The sequence below is a fragment of the Actinomadura kijaniata genome (assembly GCF_014138665.1).
GTDB classification, from domain to species: domain Bacteria; phylum Actinomycetota; class Actinomycetes; order Streptosporangiales; family Streptosporangiaceae; genus Spirillospora; species Spirillospora kijaniata.
The window spans coordinates 120,311-138,328 of the sequence record NZ_JACJIA010000009.1; the positions used below are offsets into that span (position 1 = coordinate 120,311).

The following is an 18,018-nucleotide window of genomic DNA, read 5'->3' on the forward strand; positions in this document are numbered from 1 at the left end:
CACCCGCGGGACGTGTGACGATCGTGTCTTGACTTCCTCCCCCGTCTAAAGGCGGGGGATTCCCGCCCTCACGGGCTGGGCTTCCTGCTTCACCGCCGACCGCCGAAGGGAGGACCCTTGCGGACTTACATCAGCTCCACAGGCAGACACCGCTCGACCAGCGGCCAGAATGTTCTTCGCCGCGTTGATGTCCCGGTCGTGCCGGGTGCGGCAGGCGGGGCACGTCCAGTGCCTGGTCCTCAAGGACAGCTCGGCGAGCAGGTGCCCGCACGCCGAGCATGTCTTGCTGGAGGGGTACCAGCGGTCGATCACGATCAGGTGGTGGCCGTGCCTGGCGGTCTCGTACTCCAGCAGGCGGCGGAACTCGCCCCACCCGCAGTCGGAGATCGCCTTGGCCAGGGACCGGTTGCGGACCATCCCGCAGACGTTGAGGTCTTCGGTCACGATCACGTCGTGGTCGCGGACCAGCCGCGTGCTGGTGCGGTGCGGGAAATCCCGGCGGGCGTCGCGGACCTTGCGGTGTGCGCGGGCGACCTTGGCCTTGGTCTTGGTCCGGTTGTGGGAGCCGCGCTGTTTGCGGGCCATGCGCCGCTGGTAGCGGGCCAGATTGCGGGCCTTGCGCTCCAGGTGACGCGGATTTGCGATCTTCTCGCCGGTGGACAGGACCGCGAAATCGCTCACGCCCACATCGACGCCGACCGCCGCGCCGGTGGTGGGCGGCGGCTCGGGGTCGGCGGTGGTCTCCACCGCCAGGGAGGCATACCAGCGGCCATCGGGGTCTCGGGAGATCGTCACCGTGGTCGGGGTCAGGGTGGCCGGGTCGATGCCGGGCCAGGACCACGCGAACGCAAGCGGGCCCTCGGTCTTCGCCAGGTGCAGCCGCCCGCCCTTCCATCGGAACGCCGAGCGGGTGCAGGTCGCCGACTGGCGGCCGTGCCGGGTCTTGTGGCGGGGGTAGCGGGCGCGTCCGGCGAAGAAGTTCACGAACGCGGTGTATTGGTGCCGCAGGGCCTGCTGCAACGGGACCGAGGACACCTCGTACAGGAAGTCGTGGCTGCCGTCGCGTTTCAGTTCGGTCAGATAACGGTCGGTTTCGGCGTAGGAGGTGCGCTTGCCTTCGGTGTGGTAGCGGGCGTGCCGCCACGTCAGCACTGTGTTCCACACCAGGCGCACGCAGCCGAACGTGCGGTTCAGCACCGCCGCCTGCTGCGGGGTGGGGTAAACCCGCACCTTGTACGCCGTGCGCATGTTCCGATTTTATCGAATCCCGGCATGATCGGTAAGAAAATGCAGATGTGTAGGCGCGACTCGCGCTCTGGACTGTCCCGGTTTTGCCGGGCCATTCCTTGCGGGGTCCGGATTTCTCCCCGGCCTGAAGGCCGGGACATCCTCCGGAGGGTTTGGTGAACGAAGTCGCCACGACCCGGCTGGAACGCCGAACCGACGGCAGGCTGGTCGCCGGGGTGGCGAGCGGCCTGGCCGCGCATCTGGGCGTGGACGTGATCATCGTGCGTGCCGCGTTCGTGCTGCTCATGACGTCGGTATGGCTCGGGGTGGCCGCCTACGCCGCGTTCTGGGTGCTGGTGCCCCGGCAGGTCGCCGCCGAGGGGGCGGCCCCGGCCGCGCGCCTCCCGACGTCCCGCGACTGGGGCCAGCTGCTCGCCTACACCGCCGTCACCGCCGCGCTCGCCGTGCTGACCTGGAGCGCCGGGATCGCGCAGGCCGCGCTGTGGCCGTTCGTGATCGGCGGCATCGGCGCGGCGATCCTGTGGCAGCAGGCCGACCGCGAGCAGCGCCAGCGCTGGGTGCTGCCGCTGCGGCACATGTGGCTGCGCAGCGTGTTCGGGCTGGTGCTGGTGGTCGGCGGGATCGGCGGGTTCGTGGTCCGCAACGTCGACCCCTCCCAGGCCCGCTCCGTCGTGATCGCGATGCTGGTGATCCTCACCGGTGTCGCGGTGATCGCCACCCCGTGGGTGGTGCGGCTGTGGCAGGACCTGGACGCCGAACGCGGCGAGCGCATCCGCTCCCAGGAACGCGCCGAGCTGGCCGCCCACATCCACGACTCGGTCCTGCACACCCTCACGCTCATCCAGCGCAACGCCCACGACCCGCGCGAGGTGCAGCGGCTGGCCCGGTCCCAGGAGCGCACCCTGCGCGAGTGGCTCTACCAGCCGCGCAACGACCCCGACCAGACGTTCGCCGCCGCGATCAGGCGGGCCGCCGGGGAGGTCGAGGACGACCACGGCGTGCCCATGGAGATCGTCGTGGTCGGCGACAGCCCGCTGGACGAGCGGCTCGGCGCGGCGATCCAGGCCGCGCGCGAGGCCATGGTCAACGCCGCCAAGTACTCCGGCGCGCCGTCGGTGTCGGTGTACGCCGAGGTCGAGGGCGACCGTGTCGAGATCTTCGTGCGGGACCGGGGCCGGGGTTTCGACCTGGAGCAGGTGCCGGCGGACCGGATGGGCGTGCGGGGGTCCATCATCGGACGTATGGAGCGCAACGGCGGGACGGCGAAGGTCCGCACCGCGCCGGGCGAGGGCACCGAGGTCCGCTTGGAGATCAAGAAGTGACGCGAATCGTGTTGGTGGACGACCACCAGATGTTCCGGACCGGCGTGAAGGCCGAGCTGGGGGACGGGATCGAGGTCGTCGGCGAGGCCGGGGACGTGGACGAGGCCGTCGCGGTGATCAAGCGGACGGAGCCCGACGTGGTGCTGCTGGACGTCCATCTGCCCGGCGGCGGGGGCATCGAGGTGCTGCGCCGCCTGCACGGCACGGTCCGGTCGCGGTTCCTGGCGCTGTCGGTGTCCGACGCCGCCGAGGACGTGATCGGGGTCGTCCGGGGCGGGGCGCGCGGCTACGTCACCAAGACGATCTCCGGGCCGGAGCTGACCGACGCGATCGGGCGGGTGGCCGAGGGCGACGCGGTGTTCTCGCCGCGCCTGGCGGGGTTCGTGCTGGACGCGTTCGCCGCCACCGACGCCCCGCCGGTCGATCCGGAGCTCGACCAGATCACCCAGCGGGAACGCGAGGTCCTGCGGCTGATCGCGCGCGGCTACGCCTACAAGGAGATCGCCAAGGAGCTGTTCATCTCGGTCAAGACGGTCGAGACGCACGTGTCCAGCGTGCTGCGCAAGCTCCAGCTGTCCAACCGGCACGAGCTGTCGCGCTGGGCCGCCGCCCGCCGTCTGGTCTGAGGCCGGGCGGCCGGGGGACACCGCGTGACCTGCGTCCACGTGGTGAGATCTTCTTGCCTTCGGCGGCGTGGAACGGTTTACCTTTCGCGGTGCACACTGAACGATCTCCCCGCCAGGAGGTGGACGGCGCCGCTCCCGACCGCGTCGCCCGCCGCGCCGTCACCGTCTTCCCCGTCCTCGTGCTGCTGGCCGGAGCCGCCGGGCTGCTGGCCCCCGGCCCCCTGAGCGGCGGGAGGGAGGCGGTCCCGTACCTGCTCGGCGTCGTGATGTTCGGCATGGGCCTGACCATGACGGGGCGGGACTTCCGGGGCGTGGCCCGCCGCCCGTGGGCGGTCGCCCTGGGGCTGGCCGCGCACTACGTGATCATGCCGGGTCTGGGCTGGGTGATCGCCCACGCCCTCGGCCTGTCGCCGCAGCTGGCCGCCGGGCTGATCCTGGTCGGCTGCGCGCCGAGCGGCACCGCCTCGAACGTGGTGGCGTTCCTGGCGCGCGGCGACACGGCCCTCGCGGTCTCGATCGGCACGGTCTCGACCCTGGTGGCCCCCGTGCTCACCCCGCCGCTGACCCTGCTGCTGGCCGGGGAGTTCCTGCCGGTGGACGCCGGGTCGATGGTCGTCGACATCCTCAAGACCGTGCTGCTGCCGGTGGTGGCCGGGTTCGTCGTGCGGACGGTCGCGGGCGGGCTGGTCGAGCGGCTGACCGGGATGCTGCCGTGGCTGTCGGTGGCGGCCATCGGCGTCATCGTCGCGATCGTGGTCGCCGGGAGCGCCGCCGCGATCAGGTCGGCGGCCGTCCTGGTGCTGGTCGCCGTCGTCCTGCACAACGGCCTCGGCCTGCTGCTCGGCTACGTCTCCGGCCGGGTCTTCCGGCTGGGCGAGCGCGGCAGCCGCGCGCTGGCGTTCGAGGTCGGCATGCAGAACTCCGGCCTGGCCGCCTCGCTGGCCGCCGCGCACTTCAGCCCGCTGGCGGCGCTCCCCGCCGCGATCTTCTCGGTGTGGCACAACGTCTCCGGGGCGCTGGCGGCGGCCTGGCTGTCCCGCCGCCCCGCCCGCGACTGACCCGCCGGACGCCCGGCCCGCGCGGGCCGGGCGTCCCGGCCGTCAGTAGTCCTTCACCACGAACCCGCCCGCCACCGACTCGAAGTCGGCCAGGCCCTCGGTCATCGCCTCGGCGGCCTCGGCGTCGCCCAGCTCGGCGGCCTGGGCGGCCTCCACACGCCTCTTGTTGTCGAGGGCGAGCCGCTGGTTGGCGGTGACGTAGTCGCGCAGCTCGGTCTCGTACGCGGCGAACGCCTTCACGTGGTCGCCGTCCGCCCGCCCCAGCTCACCGGCCAGCACGTACGCGCCGACCATCGCCATGGTGGTGCCCATCCCCGACAGCAGCGACCCGCAGTAGCCGGAGTCGCCGAGCAGCACGACCCGGCCCGTGGACCAGGAGTCCATGTGGATCTGCGTGGTCGCGTCGAAGTGGAAGTCGGGCGCGTCCCACATGTACTCCAGCAGGCGCGGGATCTCCCAGCCGCACCCGCCCAGCCGGTCCAGCATGATCTGCTTCTGGGCCTCGGTGTCGCGGTGGTCGTAGGCGATCGGCTCCTCGGCCCGGAAGCCCAGGTAGACGCGCAGCTCGGCGTTGTCGCGCACGCTCATCACGCCGCCGCCGACGTCGCTGCCGGGCATCTGGTGGAACACCTGCCAGCGGTCCAGCCCGAGGAAGTTCGGCGCGGTCCACACGCCCATGTAGGTGCCGAGGTGGCTGCTGTACCGCTCCTTCGGCCCGAACGCCAGCCGCCGCGTGTTGGAGTGGACCCCGTCCGCGCCGACGACGACGTCGAAGGTGCGCGCCGGGGCGTTCTCGAACGTCACCCGCACCCCGTCCGGCCCGTCCTCCAGCGCCGCGATCGAGTCGCCGAACAGGTACTCGACCCCGTCCCCGGCGGCGTCGAGCAGGACGAGCGCCAGTTCGTCGCGCAGGATCTCGATGTCGGGGCTGTCCAGGTCGCCGCCGGTGAGGGTGCGCTCCTCGGTGCGGAACAGCTCGTCGCCGTCGCCGTCCACCATGGACATGCCGCGCATCCGGACGCGCCGCTCGCGGAGCCGGTCCAGGACGCCCATCCGCCCGGCGACCTCCAGTGCGGGGCCGCGCACGTCGATCGCCTGCCCGCCCCGGCGCGGCCCGCCCGCCGCGCGCTCCACGACGGTGACCTCGAACCCGTACCGGTCCAGCCAGTAGGCCAGGGCCGGGCCGCCGATGCTCGCGCCGGAGATCAGGACCTTCGTCACGGTGACTCCTCGTGTCGTTGCCGTTGTCGATGTCCTGGACTCTGGCCGCGCCTACTGACGGTCGGCTGACCGCCCGCGCACCGCCGCTGACCGAGCCGGGGGACCCAGGGCGGCGACGTAGGCCGCGACCGTGCGCCCGGCGGCGAGGAACGGTTCGGTGGAGCGCAGCGCGCGGGCCATGGTGAACGCGCCCTGGAGCGCCGTGAGCAGGGCGAACGTGACGTCGCGAGCCTCGTTCTCGGGAAGCCCGCGTCCGGTGAGGTAGCGCACGCCCTCGGCCACCCAGTGCTCCATCACCTCCGCGGCGGCCTCGCGGAGCAGGGGTTCGGTGTCGGCGACCTCGCCGACGACGGTGCCGACCGGGCACATGTTCGCCCAGCCGGTGTCGCGCATGTCGGCGGCGGCCGCGGCGAAGGCGGCCTCGATCCCGGTCGCGAGGTCGTCGTGCTCGTCCAGCAGCAGCGGCAGCAGCCGGATGTAGGCGGCCCCCGTCTGACGCAGCGCGGCGGCCGCGACCTCGCGCTTGCCGCCCCGGAAGTGGTGGTAGATCGAGCCGGTCGGCGCCTGCGCGGCGCTCGCGAGCTGGTTGACGCCCGTGGCCGCGTACCCCTGGACGCGCAGCAGTTCCGCCATCGCCCGCACTATCCGCTCGTCGGTCCTCATGGCACCATGCTAGAACAGTCTCTCTAGAGAGACCTTTCTAGTGGGAGGTCGCCATGCGCAACGTCGAGGTCACCGGGGGAGTCCTGGAGTACGACGAGGTCGGGACCGGCCCTCCGGTCGTCCTGCTGCACGGGCTGCTGATGGACCACACGGTCTGGGACCGCGTGCTGCCGCTGCTGCCGGAGGGGTTCCGGTACGTGCGGCCCGTGCTGCCGCTGGGGTCCCACCGCCGCCCGATGCGGCCGGACGCCGACCTCACGATGCGCGGGCAGGTCGCCCTGGTCGCCGACTTCCTCGACGCCCTCGACCTGAGGGACGTCACCCTGGTGCACAGCGACTGGGGCGGGTCGCTGTTCCTCACCGCCTACGGCCGGGACGAGCGGGTCGCCCGGCAGGTGATCCTCCCGTGCGAGGCGTTCGACAACTTCCCGCCCGACCTGCCCGGGAAGCTGCTCACGCTCGTCGTCCGGATCCCCGGCGGGCTCCAGCTCGCCGCCCGCCAGCTGCGCGTCGCCCCGCTGCGCCGCCTGCCCATGCTGTTCGGGCGGATGGCGCGCCGTCCGGTGCCCGACGCCCTGGTCCGCCGCTGGACCGAACCGGTGCTGCGCGACCCCGCCGTCCGCCGCGACCTGCTGGCCTACGGCCGCGGGCCGTTCGACCGGCGGGAGCTCGTCCGCGCCACCGAGGAACTGCGCCGCTTCCAGGGGGAGTCGCTGGTGCTCTGGTCGCCCGACAACCGCGTGATGCCCCCCGAGCACGGCCGCCGCCTGGCCGAGCTGCTGCCCGCCGGGCGGTACGCCGAGGTGCCCGGGGCGTACGTGCTGTCGATGCTGGACGAGCCCGAGACCGTGGCCCGGGAGATCGGGGGTTTCCTCCAGGGGTGACCGGGAGGGTCAGGCGGGGGTCCGGCGCTGGTCCGCCAGGTGCCGGACCCGCGCGGCGATGTCGTCCCAGACGTCCTCGGGGAGGTCGTGGCCCATGCCGGGGAGCAGCGCCAGCCGCGCGCCGGGGACGCGGGCCGCGACGCGCCGCCCGGCGCTCGGCTTGATCAGCGGGTCGTCCGCGCCGTGCAGGACCAGCGTCGGAACGGCGATCGTGTCGATCGCGGGCCCGCGCCACCGGGCGCCGATCTGGCCGCCCTGCGCCGTCGTGTCCCGCACGCCCGGGTCGGCGAGGCCGGTGATCAACTCGCGGGCGGCGGCCTCGTCGAACGGACGGCCGGGCGAGGCCAGGATGCGCGCCACCTCCACCCCCGCCGCGACGTCCCCTTCGGGCGTGTCGGGGTGCTTGACGCGGGCGAGCCGGACGAGCGTGCGCAGCCGCACGTACCGCAGGGCGGCCAGGCCCGCCGCGTCGCCGGGGACGGCGGAGACCGACGTCAGCGTGCGGACCCGGCCGGGATGGCGGACGGCCGTCCGCTGCGCGACGGCGCCGCCGAGCGACGCGCCGAACAGGTGCGCCGAGCCCCAGCCGAGCGCGTCGAGGACCGCGACCGCGTCGTCGGTCATGTCCTCGGCGGTGTAGGGCTGCTCGCGGCGGCGGAGCAGCGCCCCGATCGGGCCTCCGGCGGACTCCCGCGGCAGGTGGGTCGACTCCCCGGCGTCCCGCTGGTCGTACCTGGCGACGGCGAACCCGCGCGCGGCGAGGGCGCGGCACAGGCCGTCGGGCCACCAGCGGCGGGAGACGCCGAGCCCGATGACCAGCAGGAGCGGCTCCCCGTCCGCGCCCTCGGTGAACCGGTCGTAGGCCAGCCTGACGGGACCGTTCCCGGCCCAGCGGACCGGCGTCCACGGCGTGGTCGTGTCCATGACCCCTCCCAAAAACTGCGATCGGTGTTCGCAGTTACTACTCTAGGGCATGGCGGGCGGTGCGAGACCGACAGTGGACCGGCGGGGGAACGTGACTGACGAGACGGAGGCCGAACGGCCGACGACCGTGTGGGAGCGGCCCGGCCGGGGCGCCCGCGGACCGGCGCCCGAACGCAGCCGCGCCCAGATCACCTCCGCCGCGGTCGAGCTGGCCGACCGCGACGGGCTGGACGCGCTGTCGCTGCGCGCGCTGGCCCGGCGGCTCGGCACCGGCCCGGCCTCCCTCTACCGGTACGTGTCGGGGCGCGAGGACGTGCTCGACCTGATGGCCGACGCGGTCACCGGGGAGATCGACCTGGGCGTTCCGCCGACCGGTGACCCGGTGGCCGACCTGACGGCCCTGGCCGTCCGCGCCCGGGCCGTCCACCTGCGGCATCCATGGCTCGCCGAGCTCCCGCCCGAACCGCTCAGGACCGGCCCGAACGGGCTGGCCTACCTGGAACGCGCCCTGGAGGTCCTGGAACCGGCCGGGCTCGAAGGCCGCGCGGCGATGGAGGCGGTCGCCGTCGTGTCCGGGCTGGTGACCCTGTTCGCCCGGGTCGAGCTGCACGGCCGCCGCGCCCCCGGCGCACGGCAGGTCGCGCAGGCCGCCTACCTGGCGGCCGCCGCGGCCGGCGGGCGCCACCCGAGGCTGGCGGCGGCCCTGGCGGACGGCGCGCCCGAGGACGCGTTCGGCGGCGACGCGCTCTTCGCGCGGATCATCCGGCAGGTGCTCACCGGCCTCGTCCGCGGCGAGGACGCCTAGGCTGCGTGTGGCTCCCCCCTCCGAACCCCCGCCCGCTGAGCCGGGCCGACGTCGATCCGGCCCGCCATCCCTTCGACCCCGACGAGGCGCACGGGGTCGCGCGCTCGCTGGAACCGGCCGCGCGGGTACCGGCCGACCACTTCCCTTCCCTGCCCCGGAACGCGTCGCCCGCCTGCTCACCGCCCTGGAGCACGTCCGCCGCGCCGCCGACGAGGGGCGGGACCTGGACTTCGCACTGCTGGCCGGGTGGCAGCGGCGTGTGCTGGGGGCGGGCGAGGCCCCGTTCCGTACCGCTCCGGCATTCGCCAAACGGGGACGGGAACGCTACGACTCCCACCTCGCCGAGGACGCCCCGCCGGCGACCCCGACGGCCCCGCCGAACTGGTCGGGCTGCTGGGGACCCTGCTGCGCCGGACCCGGAAAACCGATCGCCCACCTTGATCATCTGTGCCATGTTGGCGGCATGAGCGCGGTCTACCTGATCACCGGTGTCCAGGCGGCGGGCAAGTCCACCGTCGCGCAGGCCCTCGCCGAACGGCTGCCCCGCTCGGCGCACGTGCGCGGGGACGCGTTCCGCAGGTTCGTCGTCGGCGGCCGCGAGGAGATGTCCGGCGAGCCCTCCGCCGAGGCCCTGAACCAGCTCCGGCTCCGCCACGAGCTGGCCGCGCGGACCGCCGACGCCTACGCCGAGGCGGGCTTCACCGCGATCGTGCAGGACGTCGTGCTGGGAGAGCACCTGCCCTGGATGGTCGAGCGCGTCCGCACGCGCCCCCGGTACGCGGTCGTCCTCGCCCCCGACCCCGCCGCCGTGGCCGAACGCGAGGAGCGCCGCGCCAAGACCGCCTACGGCGAGGGCTTCAGCGTCGCGTCCCTGGACCGGGTCCTCCGCGAGCAGACGCCCCGCCTCGGCCTCTGGCTCGACACCACCGGGATGACCGTCGAGGAGACCGTCGACGCGATCCTGGCGAAGGCGACGGCGCTTTGAAGCCCTGGCCTACGACCCAGGTGACGCGCTCGCGCGCGTGGCCGCGGGCCCGCTAGACCACGTCGGGCAGCCGGGCCGGGCAGCCCGGCTCGCAGTGCTCGGCGTGGTAGGCGACGCGCCGGGCGAAGGACCGCAGCAGCCGCCCCAGGACCACCCTGACCAGCCCGGCGGTGCCCGGGACCAGCGGCTCGAACGCGCCCCGCCACGTGATCTGCGTGCCGAGCCCGTGCGGGGTCAGCGTCACCTCGGCCCGGTACTCGCGCACCGGCAGCCCCGACAGCGCCACGTAGCCGTACCGGCGCGGCGGCTCGTACAGCACGACCCGCTCCCGCGCCGGAGGGATCCGCCGGACCGCGCCGACGCCGTTGGGGTGCTCGTCGCCCGCGCGCTCGCGCCGCGCCCGGGTCGGGAACGACCCCCACTCGCTCCACGCCTCGGCCACCGCCAGATGCTTGAAGACCACCTCGGGGGCGGCGGTGGAGGCGGCGGTGGCCTCGATCTCGTACGGCATGCGTTCTCCCGGTCTCCCCGGTCGCGATCACCGCACGGTAACCAGGCCCGCCGCCGCCCGACAAGACGCCGGGACGTGTGGCGCGCGTCACCCGCCGCCGGTCACAGCGACAGGACCGCCGCCAGCAGCCGGTCCTGGAACCCCGCCACGTCCACGCCCGTCGCGACCCGCACCGGACGCCGGTCGTCGTCGGCGGGCAGCGACCGCGCGTCCCACACCGTCGCGCCCCGCGTCAGCGCGCCGCGCAGCTCCACGTGCACGGGCCGCTCGGTGTACTCGCACAGCTTCGGCTCGACGACCAGCATCGCGGCCAGCGCGTCGTGGATGACCGCGCCCCGCCGCTTCAGCGTCGGCGTGTAGGCGGTCACGTAGAACTCCAGGATCCGCGTCGCGAACCGCGCCGCGTCCGAGTCGTGCGCCGCCAGCTTCGTCAGCCACGGGTCGCCCACCGCCGTCGGGTGCGTGGCGTCCAGCGGCACCAGCACCACCGGCCAGTCCGCCGCGAACACCAGGTCCGCGGCCTCCGGGTCGTGCCAGATGTTCGCCTCGGCGTGCGTGGTGATGTTGCCCGGGTGGTCGAACGCCCCACCCATGATCACCACTTCGCGGACCAGCGACGGCAGCTCGGCGTCCAGCAGCAGCGCCGCGCCCAGGTTCGTCAGCGGCCCGGTCGCCAGGATCGTCAGCTCGCCCGGGTGCTCCCGCGCCAGCCGGACGATCTGCGCCGGGGCCGACTCGCCGGTCGGCGCGCCCTGCGGCTCGGGCAGGAACGTGTCCCCGAGCCCGTCCCGGCCGTGCCACTCCAGCGCGAAGTGCACGTCCTGCGCCATCGGACGCCCCGCGCCGATCGCCACGGGAACGCTCCCGAGCCCGGTCATCTCCAGCACCCGCAGCGTGTTCAGCGCCCCGGTCCGCGGGTCGATGTTGCCGTGCACGGTGCCGACCGCGAGCAGCTCGGCGTCGCCCGAGCGCACCAGCGAGGCCAGGTAGAGCAGCGTCAGCGCGTCGTCGATGCCGGTGTCACAGTCGAACAGGATCTTGCTCATGGGTTCCTTCCGGAGGTCTCAGCGGTGCCCGGCGGGCTCAAGCAGTGTCCACGACCTGGAACGTTTCGGCGAAACTGCCCTCCGGCAGACCGGCGGCCGCCGCGTTGGCGCCCATCCATCCGGTCAGCATCTCCTCCAGCGCCCCGTCCGGCATGTGCCCCACCTGGGTGGCGTGCGACTTCAGCGCCGCGACCTTCCGGGAGAAGTGCGGGGTGACGTCCACGGTGTGGTTCGGCGTGGGCCCGCCGGCGAGCCACACCTCCCGCGCCGTCCACGCCTCCAGCCCCTCGGTGAGCAGCTCGGGGTGGGCGTAGGGGTTGCGGGCGTCGGGGTACACGGCGTCCAGCGCCGCCGACCCCACGGCCCGGTGGTCGGGGTGGCTGGGGTAGATGCGCTCGTAGTTGCGTTCCGGGGACGGCATCAGCACCCGGTCCGGCCGCACCTGCCGGATCACCCGGGCGATGTCGCGGCGCAGCTCCAGCGTCGCCTCGACCCTCCCGTCGGGGTAGCCGAGGAAGCGGACGTCGGTCACGCCCACCGCCTTGGCCGCGGCCCGCTGCTCGTCCCGCCGCAGCGCCGCCATCTCCGTCCGCGTGATCCCGTCGTCGAACCCGCCCGCGTCACCGTCGGTGACCATCAGGTACGTGACCTCGATCCCCTCGTCGGTCCACCCGGCGACGGTCCCCGCCGCGCCGAAGTCGACGTCGTCGGGATGCGCCATGACCACCAGGATGCGGCTGACCTCGTTGTCGTCCAGAACGTTAGTCACGGTTTCAACCATAGGCGTCGAAGCCGACATCTCCGCCGCCGCGGGCCACCGGGACCGCCGGGGCCCGATGACCGAATCCGGCCGGAGGAACGCCCGCAAAGGGGGTCGCGTCCGTGGCGGCGGGGTAGGACCCCAGTCGCCCCAACGCTCGGCGGGCACCGGAACTCCAGAACGGTGTGGCAGGGACATGCGGAAACTCATCAACGCTCCGGCCGACGTCGTCACCGACGCGCTACGCGGGCTGGCCGCCGCGCACCCCTCCCTGCGCGTCGACCCGGAGGCCGGGACGGTGGTGCGGGCCGACGCGCCGCGCGCCGGGAAGGTCGCGCTGGTGTCGGGCGGCGGCTCCGGTCACGAGCCGCTGCACGCCGGGTTCGTCGGCCCCGGGATGCTCGACGCCGCCTGCCCCGGCGCGGTGTTCACCAGCCCCGTCCCCGACCAGATCCTCGCCGCGACCACGGCCGTGGACGGCGGCGCGGGCGTGCTCCACATCGTCAAGAACTACACCGGCGACGTCCTCAACTTCCGCATGGCCGCCGAACTCGCCGAGGACGAGGACATCGAGGTCGCCTCGGTCGTGGTGGACGACGACGTCGCGGTGGAGGACTCCACCTACACGGCGGGCCGCCGGGGCACCGGCGCGACCCTGTTCGTCGAGAAGATCGCCGGGGCGCGGGCCGAGGAGGGCGCGGACCTGACGGCGGTCGCCGACGTGGCGCGCGAGGTCAACGAACGGTCCCGCTCGTTCGGCGTCGCGCTGTCCCCGTGCACGGTCCCCGCCGCCGGACGGCCGACGTTCGAACTGGGCGAGGACGAGATCGAACTCGGCATCGGCATCCACGGCGAACCCGGCCGCGAACGCGCCGGGACCGCGACCGCCAGGGAGATCGTGGACGCCGCGCTGACCGCGATCGACGCGGACATGCCGCTGGCCGGACAGGAACTGCTCGTCCTGGTCAACGGCATGGGCGGCACCCCGCTGATCGAGCAGTACATCGCCTACGCCGCCGCCGCCGAATGGCTGGCCGGACACGGCGCCACGGTCGCGCGCCCCCTGGTCGGCGACTACGTCACGAGCCTGGAGATGGCCGGAGTGATGATCACCGTCTGCCGGGCGACCCCCGAACTGCTGCGCCTCTGGGACGCCCCCGTCGACACGCCCGCCCTGCGGTGGGGCCGATGAACACCGCCATGGGGACCGAACGGTGGGTGCGGACGGCCGCCGAACGGGTCGCGGCCGACGCCGAGCGCCTCACCCGGCTGGACGCCGCGATCGGCGACGGCGACCACGGCCACAACCTGGAACGGGGCTTCACCGCCGCCGTGGCCGCGCTGCCCGGCGACGCGCCGCCCGGCAAGGTCCTGGTCGCGGCCGGACGGGCGCTGGTGTCCAAGACCGGCGGCGCGTCCGGGCCCCTCTACGGAACGGCCCTGCGCCGCGCCGGGAAGGCCCTCGGCGACACGGACGAGATCGACGCCGCCGCGCTGGCGACCGCGCTGCGCGCCGCCCTGGACGGGGTGACCGAACTGGGACGGGCGGCCCAGGGCGACAAGACGATGGTGGACGCGCTCGCCCCGGCCGTCGCCGCGTTCGAGCGGGCCCGCGACGACGGCGGCGACCTGGCCGCCTGCGCCCGCGCCGCCGCCGACGCCGCCGAACGGGGCGCGGAGGCGACCGTCCCGCTCCAGGCCCGCAAGGGCCGCGCCAGCTACCTGGGCGAACGCAGCAAGGGACACATGGACCCCGGCGCGGCGTCCACCGCCCTGCTGCTGCGGGCCCTGGCCGACACCGTTTCCTGACCGGCCGGCATCTTCCTGACCGGCCGACATCGTTTCTTGAGGGGAGCCGCCTTGGTGGGGGTCGTCATCGTGTCGCACAGCCGCACGCTCGCGGACGGCGTCGTCGAACTGGCGCGCACGATGGGGCTCGGCGCAGCCCGCGTCGAAGGCGCGGGCGGCACCGACGACGGCGGGCTCGGCACGAGCATCGAACTGCTGGAACGCGCCGTCGCCGCCGTGGACGACGGCGACGGCGTCGTGCTGCTCGCCGACATCGGCAGCTCCGTCATGACCGCGCGGCTGTACACCGAGGACGCCGACGGCGCGGTCGTGCTCGCCGACGCGCCGCTGGTGGAGGGCGCGGTCGCGGCGGCCAGCGCGGCGGCGACCGGCGGCGACCTCGCCGCCGTCGTGGCCGCGGCCGAGGAGGCCCGGGAGTATCGCAAGCTGGGCTAGGAGTTTGGGTTTGGGGCTGTGCGGACTCCCGATGAAGTCGCCGGACGGCAAGCTTTCTGCTCAGCCGGTGAAGTGCCGGGTGGTCCCGCGTGCCCAGCCGGGGTCACCGTCGCGGACGAATCCCGTCCAGGCGCGGCGGGTCTCGTCGACGAGGGTCCGGGGTCGTTCGTCGGCGAGCATGGGGGCGTCGCGCCATGCGTCGGCGCTGCCGAGGATGAACGGGAGTTCGATGCAGTGGCAGGCGCCGAAAGGACCGTTTCGGGGATGCCAGTCGAAGCGGTAGGACCAGGGCGCGTTCCCATGTCCGGTGAGCAGCCGTGCCAGGCGCAGTGACGGCCGGAGGAACATCTGGCCGGTGACCGTCTCGACGGCCCGGTCATCGCCGGGGAAGAACGCCGCCGCCTCGTCACGGGTGGTGCCCATGAGGACGTCGACGCCGTCGGCGGTGGGTGCGCCGACCGCCGCCACCGGGTCGGGGGCCACCAGGTCATCGTCGGCGACGAGCTGGAACGGCGGTGCCGGGTTGAGCGGGACCGCGGTGCGGCGTGCCACGGCCCCGAGCGCGGACACCAGGGCGTCCGCGGGGGCGACGCGGAGCCGCGCCGCTTCGCCGGGTTCGATGCCCAGCTCGTCCAGCAGGATGTGGCCGGTGCGTTCGGCGTCGGCCGGGGAATCCGGGAGCATTCCCGCCGGAGTGCTTTGCAGGATCGCGCGGCGGAACAGGCCGCGGGCCCGTCCGCGCGAGAGCAGCGCCAAGATCGACTGGGCTCCCGCGGACTGGCCCGCCACCGTCACGTTCGCGGGGTCGCCGCCGAACGCGGCGATGTGGTCGCGTATCCACCGCAGGGCGGTGAGCTGGTCGAGCAGTCCGAGGTTCCCGGGGCTCACCGCCGGCAGCCGCAGGAAACCGAGCACGCCGAGCCGGTAGTTCACCGTCACCACGACGACATCACCGCGTGCGGCGAACTCCGCGCCGTCGTACCAGCCGAGGCCGCCCGAGCCGCTGGTGAAGCCGCCGCCGTGCAGGAACACGAGGACCGGGCGGGCCGGGCCGCCGCCTGCCGGTGTCCACACGTTCAGCGACAGGCACCGCTCGTCCTGTGGGACCTCGAAGCCGCCCATCACGCGTTCGAGCCGGGACGGTCGCTGCGGTGCGGCCGGCCCGGGAGCGACGGCGTCCCGGACACCGGACCAGGGCCGGACGGGCCGCGGGGCGGCGAACCGCTCGGCGTCGGCATAGGGGACTCCGAGGAAGGCGGTGACGCCGTCGGGACGGGCGACGCCCCGCACCCGTCCGGTGGAGATCTCGGCGATCATCGGGCGGTGAAGAACAGGCCGGCGCCGTAGGCGTCACGGGCGGAGACGAAGAACCCGTCGTCGGTCGGGCGGGTGGCGGTACCGCCACCCTCGACGATCGTGCGGGCGGCCGCGACGTCCTCGACCGCGATGGTCATGGCGGCGAGGCGGGAGGGCGCCGGAGCGGGCTCGCCGGGCAGCACCCCCTCGGCGTCGCCGGACCGGACGATCTCCAGCCGGGCCGCTGCGGTGTCCAGCACGGTCAGCGGTCCCTGGCGCCGCGGCCCGGTGGACAGGATGGTCGCGTACCGGGCGACCGCGTCCTCGAACATCGGGTCGTCGACCACGATCAGCACCGCCTCCAGCGCCCGTGCCCCGTTGGGGTGGTCGAGGTAACGGGGCTGATGCACGTACTGGCGGGTGAGGTGCTGGGCGACACCGATGTGCCCTTCGGGCGTCGAGGAGGGGTCGATGTGCACGGCCCGGGCTCGCATGGTGCGCGTTCCGTCCGCGGTGTCGACGTCGCGTTCGAGGTCCAGGACGCCCGACGTGCGCAGTCCCGCGCCCGTGAGCGCCTCGTCGGCGGCCTCGGCGTCGCCGGTCTCCAGGTTGAGCAGCCGGAACCCCTCGTACTCGTCGGCCATCGCCCTGGTGTGCCAGGGGTCGGGCGCCGTCGCGTCCACGATGCCCAGCAACTCGATGTAGGCGTCGCCGAACAGGGCGCACCGGTTCGCGGTGCAGCCAGGCACCGGGGGCTCGTCCGGGCGTTCGTTCAGCAGGTGCCGGGAACGGGGGCTGAGCGTGAGGCCGAACGAGAGGTAGGCGCGCTCAAGGCCGTCCAGGTCGCTGGTCAGGATGCCGGCATGGTGAATGCCGCGGATGTCGCTCGTCATGCCTTCATCCTGTGGCTCCCGCCCCACCACAGACCCTTGCCAGCAGGCAGAACGCCGCGATCGGACGGCTGGCTACCCTGATCTGATGGAATCGGACACGCTCGACGTGCTCGACCGCCGGTTGCTTCACGCGCTGCACCTCGACGCGCGGGCGCCGGCCAGCCGGATCGCCGAGGTCCTGGACGTCTCCGGCCGGACGATCACCCGCCGGCTCGGCCGGCTGCGCGCCACCGGCACGGCCCGCGTCACGGCGATGATCGATCAGCGCGCCACCGGCCACGCCGAATGGCTGGTGCGGCTGCGCGTGTCCCCGGACGGCATGCGGGCCCTCGTCCGGCCGCTCGCACGGCGTTCCGACACCACCTGGCTGACCGTGTTGTCGGGAGGCACCGAGGCCGTCCTGATCCTGCGCGCACATCGCGCGGACCCGGCACCCCTGCGAGCCCTGGCGAGCTCGCCGCACGTTCGGGACGTCACCGCCCATCGCCTGCTGCGACATCTGATGGACCACCGCTGGCACGGCCGGACCTGCGCCCTCACCGCCGAGCAGGCGGCCGCGCTCCGCCCACCGGCGAGCGGCGGCACCGGCCCGGTAGCCCTCAACGACCTCGACCGGCGGATACTGCCCGTCCTCGCCGCGGACGCACGCGCCAGCTACCCCGAGCTCGCCCGGCACGCCGGCTGGTCCGAGTCGGCGGTCCGCCGCCGACTTGACGAACTGCGCCGTTCCGGCACGCTGCGCTTCGACGTCGAGATCGACTCAGCCCTCCTCGGATACTCCGTCGAATGCCTGCTGTGGCTGACGGTGTCACCGGCCCGGCTCGCCACCGTCGCCCAAGCCCTGGCGGCGGACGCCGAGACGGCGTTCGTCGGAGCGATCACCGGCCCGCACAACCTCCTCGCCATCACCGTCTGCCGCGATGAGGAAGCGTTCTACACCTACCTCACCGGCAGGATCGGGAGGCTGGACGGGATCGAACACATGGAGACCGTTCCCGTCACCTCCTATGCCAAGCGCGTCGCACCGGCGCTCTGATTCGGCTTGGGTCGGCTTGGGTTGTTTGGCGTCGGTGCCAGTGTCGTTCGCCGTGAGGCTGTCGGTGGGGCGCCCTGCGGAGACGCGGGGGTTGGGGTCTTGGGTTATGTGTAGACCCCCGATATTGCTGGGGGTCTGCGCGGTTCTGCGGCGAAAGCGGCTGTGTTGGCCTTGGGGGGACCGTCCCCCCAAACCCCCACATCGGGCCCGCGCACGCCGAAAGACTTCGCTGGCGCTTCGCTTTCGGCGTGCTGCGAACCCTGGCAAGGGGGCCCGCCCCCTTGGACCCCCGGCGAGGGACTCCGTCCCCCACACCCCCTGGCAGGGCTCCGCCCCACACCCCGGCAGGGGCTCCGCCCCCACACCCCCGGCAGGGGACTCCGCCCCCTACAACCCCTCGTGGGGCTCCGCCCCTACAACCCCGGCAGGGCTCTGCCCCACACCCCCTCTGGGACTTCGCCCCTTGCCCCGGCTTTCCGGCCACCTCCTCGCAGGG

At 73.8% G+C, this 18,018-nt stretch carries 19 protein-coding genes; 10 read left to right on the forward strand and 9 right to left on the reverse strand.

Features of this window, described 5'->3' with window-relative positions; translation table 11 throughout:
* Nucleotides 1-45: 45 nt before the first annotated feature.
* Nucleotides 46-1,248, reverse strand: a complete 1,203-nt coding sequence (locus HNR61_RS30235; protein WP_182846560.1) for an RNA-guided endonuclease InsQ/TnpB family protein — start codon at nt 1,246-1,248, stop codon at nt 46-48.
* Between the two features lie 155 nt (nt 1,249-1,403).
* On the opposite strand from HNR61_RS30235, the gene HNR61_RS30240 reads away from it, so the two are divergent.
* The 3 genes from HNR61_RS30240 (at nt 1,404) to HNR61_RS30250 (ending at nt 4,254) form a co-directional block, all read left to right on the forward strand.
* A complete protein-coding gene (locus HNR61_RS30240; RefSeq protein ID WP_182846561.1) occupies nt 1,404-2,570 on the forward strand; it encodes an ATP-binding protein in 1,167 nt (388 codons plus the stop codon).
* Nucleotides 2,567-3,196, forward strand: coding sequence for a response regulator (locus HNR61_RS30245; protein ID WP_182846562.1), 630 nt, complete (start codon nt 2,567-2,569; stop codon nt 3,194-3,196). The genes HNR61_RS30240 and HNR61_RS30245 overlap by 4 nt, the downstream gene beginning before the upstream one ends.
* Nucleotides 3,197-3,285: 89 nt before the next feature.
* Entirely contained in the window at nt 3,286-4,254 is a 969-nt protein-coding gene (locus HNR61_RS30250) for a bile acid:sodium symporter family protein (RefSeq protein ID WP_182846563.1), read from the forward strand.
* A 42-nt stretch (nt 4,255-4,296) separates the two neighbouring features.
* Here HNR61_RS30250 and HNR61_RS30255 read toward each other — a convergent pair whose 3' ends face one another.
* A complete protein-coding gene (locus HNR61_RS30255; RefSeq protein WP_182846564.1) occupies nt 4,297-5,475 on the reverse strand; it encodes an FAD-dependent monooxygenase in 1,179 nt (392 codons plus the stop codon).
* Nucleotides 5,476-5,526: 51 nt separating this feature from the next.
* The gene (locus HNR61_RS30260; RefSeq protein WP_182846565.1) at nt 5,527-6,138 is read right to left on the reverse strand and encodes a TetR/AcrR family transcriptional regulator; all 612 of its coding nucleotides are present in this window, start codon (nt 6,136-6,138) and stop codon (nt 5,527-5,529) included.
* A gap of 53 nt (nt 6,139-6,191) precedes the next feature.
* Between HNR61_RS30260 and HNR61_RS30265 the strand changes: the two genes are divergently transcribed.
* Entirely contained in the window at nt 6,192-7,022 is an 831-nt protein-coding gene (locus HNR61_RS30265) for an alpha/beta fold hydrolase (RefSeq protein ID WP_182846566.1), read from the forward strand.
* Nucleotides 7,023-7,031: 9 nt separating this feature from the next.
* Here HNR61_RS30265 and HNR61_RS30270 read toward each other — a convergent pair whose 3' ends face one another.
* Nucleotides 7,032-7,946, reverse strand: coding sequence for an alpha/beta fold hydrolase (locus HNR61_RS30270; RefSeq protein ID WP_182846567.1), 915 nt, complete (start codon nt 7,944-7,946; stop codon nt 7,032-7,034).
* A gap of 91 nt (nt 7,947-8,037) precedes the next feature.
* Here HNR61_RS30270 and HNR61_RS30275 point away from each other — a divergent pair, with 91 nt between their 5' ends.
* Nucleotides 8,038-8,751 (forward strand): TetR/AcrR family transcriptional regulator, encoded by a 714-nt coding sequence (locus tag HNR61_RS30275; protein WP_312898163.1) that lies wholly within the window; start codon nt 8,038-8,040, stop codon nt 8,749-8,751.
* A 463-nt stretch (nt 8,752-9,214) separates the two neighbouring features.
* On the forward strand, nt 9,215-9,736 hold the full coding sequence (locus tag HNR61_RS30280; protein ID WP_182846569.1) for an AAA family ATPase: 522 nt from the start codon (nt 9,215-9,217) through the stop codon (nt 9,734-9,736).
* 52 nt (nt 9,737-9,788) lie between these two features.
* Here HNR61_RS30280 and HNR61_RS30285 read toward each other — a convergent pair whose 3' ends face one another.
* From HNR61_RS30285 to HNR61_RS30295, 3 genes are all read right to left on the reverse strand, one after another.
* Nucleotides 9,789-10,247 (reverse strand): SRPBCC family protein, encoded by a 459-nt coding sequence (locus HNR61_RS30285; protein WP_182846570.1) that lies wholly within the window; start codon nt 10,245-10,247, stop codon nt 9,789-9,791.
* 101 nt (nt 10,248-10,348) lie between these two features.
* Nucleotides 10,349-11,293: a nucleoside hydrolase gene (locus HNR61_RS30290; protein ID WP_182846571.1), complete on the reverse strand. Its 945-nt coding sequence runs from the start codon at nt 11,291-11,293 to the stop codon at nt 10,349-10,351.
* A 37-nt stretch (nt 11,294-11,330) separates the two neighbouring features.
* The gene (locus tag HNR61_RS30295; protein ID WP_246444050.1) at nt 11,331-12,014 is read right to left on the reverse strand and encodes a PIG-L deacetylase family protein; all 684 of its coding nucleotides are present in this window, start codon (nt 12,012-12,014) and stop codon (nt 11,331-11,333) included.
* A gap of 235 nt (nt 12,015-12,249) precedes the next feature.
* Here HNR61_RS30295 and dhaK point away from each other — a divergent pair, with 235 nt between their 5' ends.
* Genes dhaK through dhaM form a run of 3 tightly spaced genes read left to right on the forward strand, consistent with a single transcriptional unit; the run spans nt 12,250 to nt 14,297 of the window.
* The gene (dhaK, locus tag HNR61_RS30300) at nt 12,250-13,245 is read left to right on the forward strand and encodes a dihydroxyacetone kinase subunit DhaK (protein ID WP_182846573.1); all 996 of its coding nucleotides are present in this window, start codon (nt 12,250-12,252) and stop codon (nt 13,243-13,245) included.
* The gene (gene dhaL / locus HNR61_RS30305) at nt 13,242-13,862 is read left to right on the forward strand and encodes a dihydroxyacetone kinase subunit DhaL (RefSeq protein ID WP_182846574.1); all 621 of its coding nucleotides are present in this window, start codon (nt 13,242-13,244) and stop codon (nt 13,860-13,862) included. The genes dhaK and dhaL overlap by 4 nt, the downstream gene beginning before the upstream one ends.
* Before the next feature lie 54 nt (nt 13,863-13,916).
* A complete protein-coding gene (gene dhaM / locus HNR61_RS30310; RefSeq protein ID WP_312898164.1) occupies nt 13,917-14,297 on the forward strand; it encodes a dihydroxyacetone kinase phosphoryl donor subunit DhaM in 381 nt (126 codons plus the stop codon).
* Nucleotides 14,298-14,357: 60 nt separating this feature from the next.
* Here the strand turns inward: dhaM and HNR61_RS30315 are convergent, their stop codons facing one another.
* Both HNR61_RS30315 and HNR61_RS30320 read right to left on the reverse strand, forming a co-directional pair.
* The gene (locus HNR61_RS30315; RefSeq protein WP_182846576.1) at nt 14,358-15,614 is read right to left on the reverse strand and encodes a carboxylesterase/lipase family protein; all 1,257 of its coding nucleotides are present in this window, start codon (nt 15,612-15,614) and stop codon (nt 14,358-14,360) included.
* Nucleotides 15,611-16,486 (reverse strand): VOC family protein, encoded by an 876-nt coding sequence (locus HNR61_RS30320; protein ID WP_182846577.1) that lies wholly within the window; start codon nt 16,484-16,486, stop codon nt 15,611-15,613. Before HNR61_RS30320 ends, HNR61_RS30315 begins: the two co-directional genes overlap by 4 nt.
* A gap of 85 nt (nt 16,487-16,571) precedes the next feature.
* On the opposite strand from HNR61_RS30320, the gene HNR61_RS30325 reads away from it, so the two are divergent.
* The gene (locus HNR61_RS30325; RefSeq protein WP_182846578.1) at nt 16,572-17,522 is read left to right on the forward strand and encodes an Lrp/AsnC family transcriptional regulator; all 951 of its coding nucleotides are present in this window, start codon (nt 16,572-16,574) and stop codon (nt 17,520-17,522) included.
* Nucleotides 17,523-18,018 lie beyond the last annotated feature (496 nt).

Excerpts from the sequence above, each read along its gene's own strand:
- HNR61_RS30235 (WP_182846560.1), bottom strand. The coding sequence starts at position 1,248 with ATGCGCACGGCGTACAAGGTGCGGGTTTACCCCACCCCGCAGCAGGCG.
- HNR61_RS30260 (WP_182846565.1), bottom strand. The coding sequence starts at position 6,138 with ATGAGGACCGACGAGCGGATAGTGCGGGCGATGGCGGAACTGCTGCGC.
- HNR61_RS30265 (WP_182846566.1), top strand. The coding sequence starts at position 6,192 with ATGCGCAACGTCGAGGTCACCGGGGGAGTCCTGGAGTACGACGAGGTC.
- HNR61_RS30270 (WP_182846567.1), bottom strand. The coding sequence starts at position 7,946 with ATGGACACGACCACGCCGTGGACGCCGGTCCGCTGGGCCGGGAACGGT.
- HNR61_RS30280 (WP_182846569.1), top strand. The coding sequence starts at position 9,215 with ATGAGCGCGGTCTACCTGATCACCGGTGTCCAGGCGGCGGGCAAGTCC.
- HNR61_RS30285 (WP_182846570.1), bottom strand. The coding sequence starts at position 10,247 with ATGCCGTACGAGATCGAGGCCACCGCCGCCTCCACCGCCGCCCCCGAG.
- HNR61_RS30290 (WP_182846571.1), bottom strand. The coding sequence starts at position 11,293 with ATGAGCAAGATCCTGTTCGACTGTGACACCGGCATCGACGACGCGCTG.
- HNR61_RS30295 (WP_246444050.1), bottom strand. The coding sequence starts at position 12,014 with ATGGCGCATCCCGACGACGTCGACTTCGGCGCGGCGGGGACCGTCGCC.
- dhaK (WP_182846573.1), top strand. The coding sequence starts at position 12,250 with ATGCGGAAACTCATCAACGCTCCGGCCGACGTCGTCACCGACGCGCTA.
- dhaL (WP_182846574.1), top strand. The coding sequence starts at position 13,242 with ATGAACACCGCCATGGGGACCGAACGGTGGGTGCGGACGGCCGCCGAA.
- HNR61_RS30315 (WP_182846576.1), bottom strand. The coding sequence starts at position 15,614 with ATGATCGCCGAGATCTCCACCGGACGGGTGCGGGGCGTCGCCCGTCCC.
- HNR61_RS30320 (WP_182846577.1), bottom strand. The coding sequence starts at position 16,486 with ATGACGAGCGACATCCGCGGCATTCACCATGCCGGCATCCTGACCAGC.
- HNR61_RS30325 (WP_182846578.1), top strand. The coding sequence starts at position 16,572 with ATGGAATCGGACACGCTCGACGTGCTCGACCGCCGGTTGCTTCACGCG.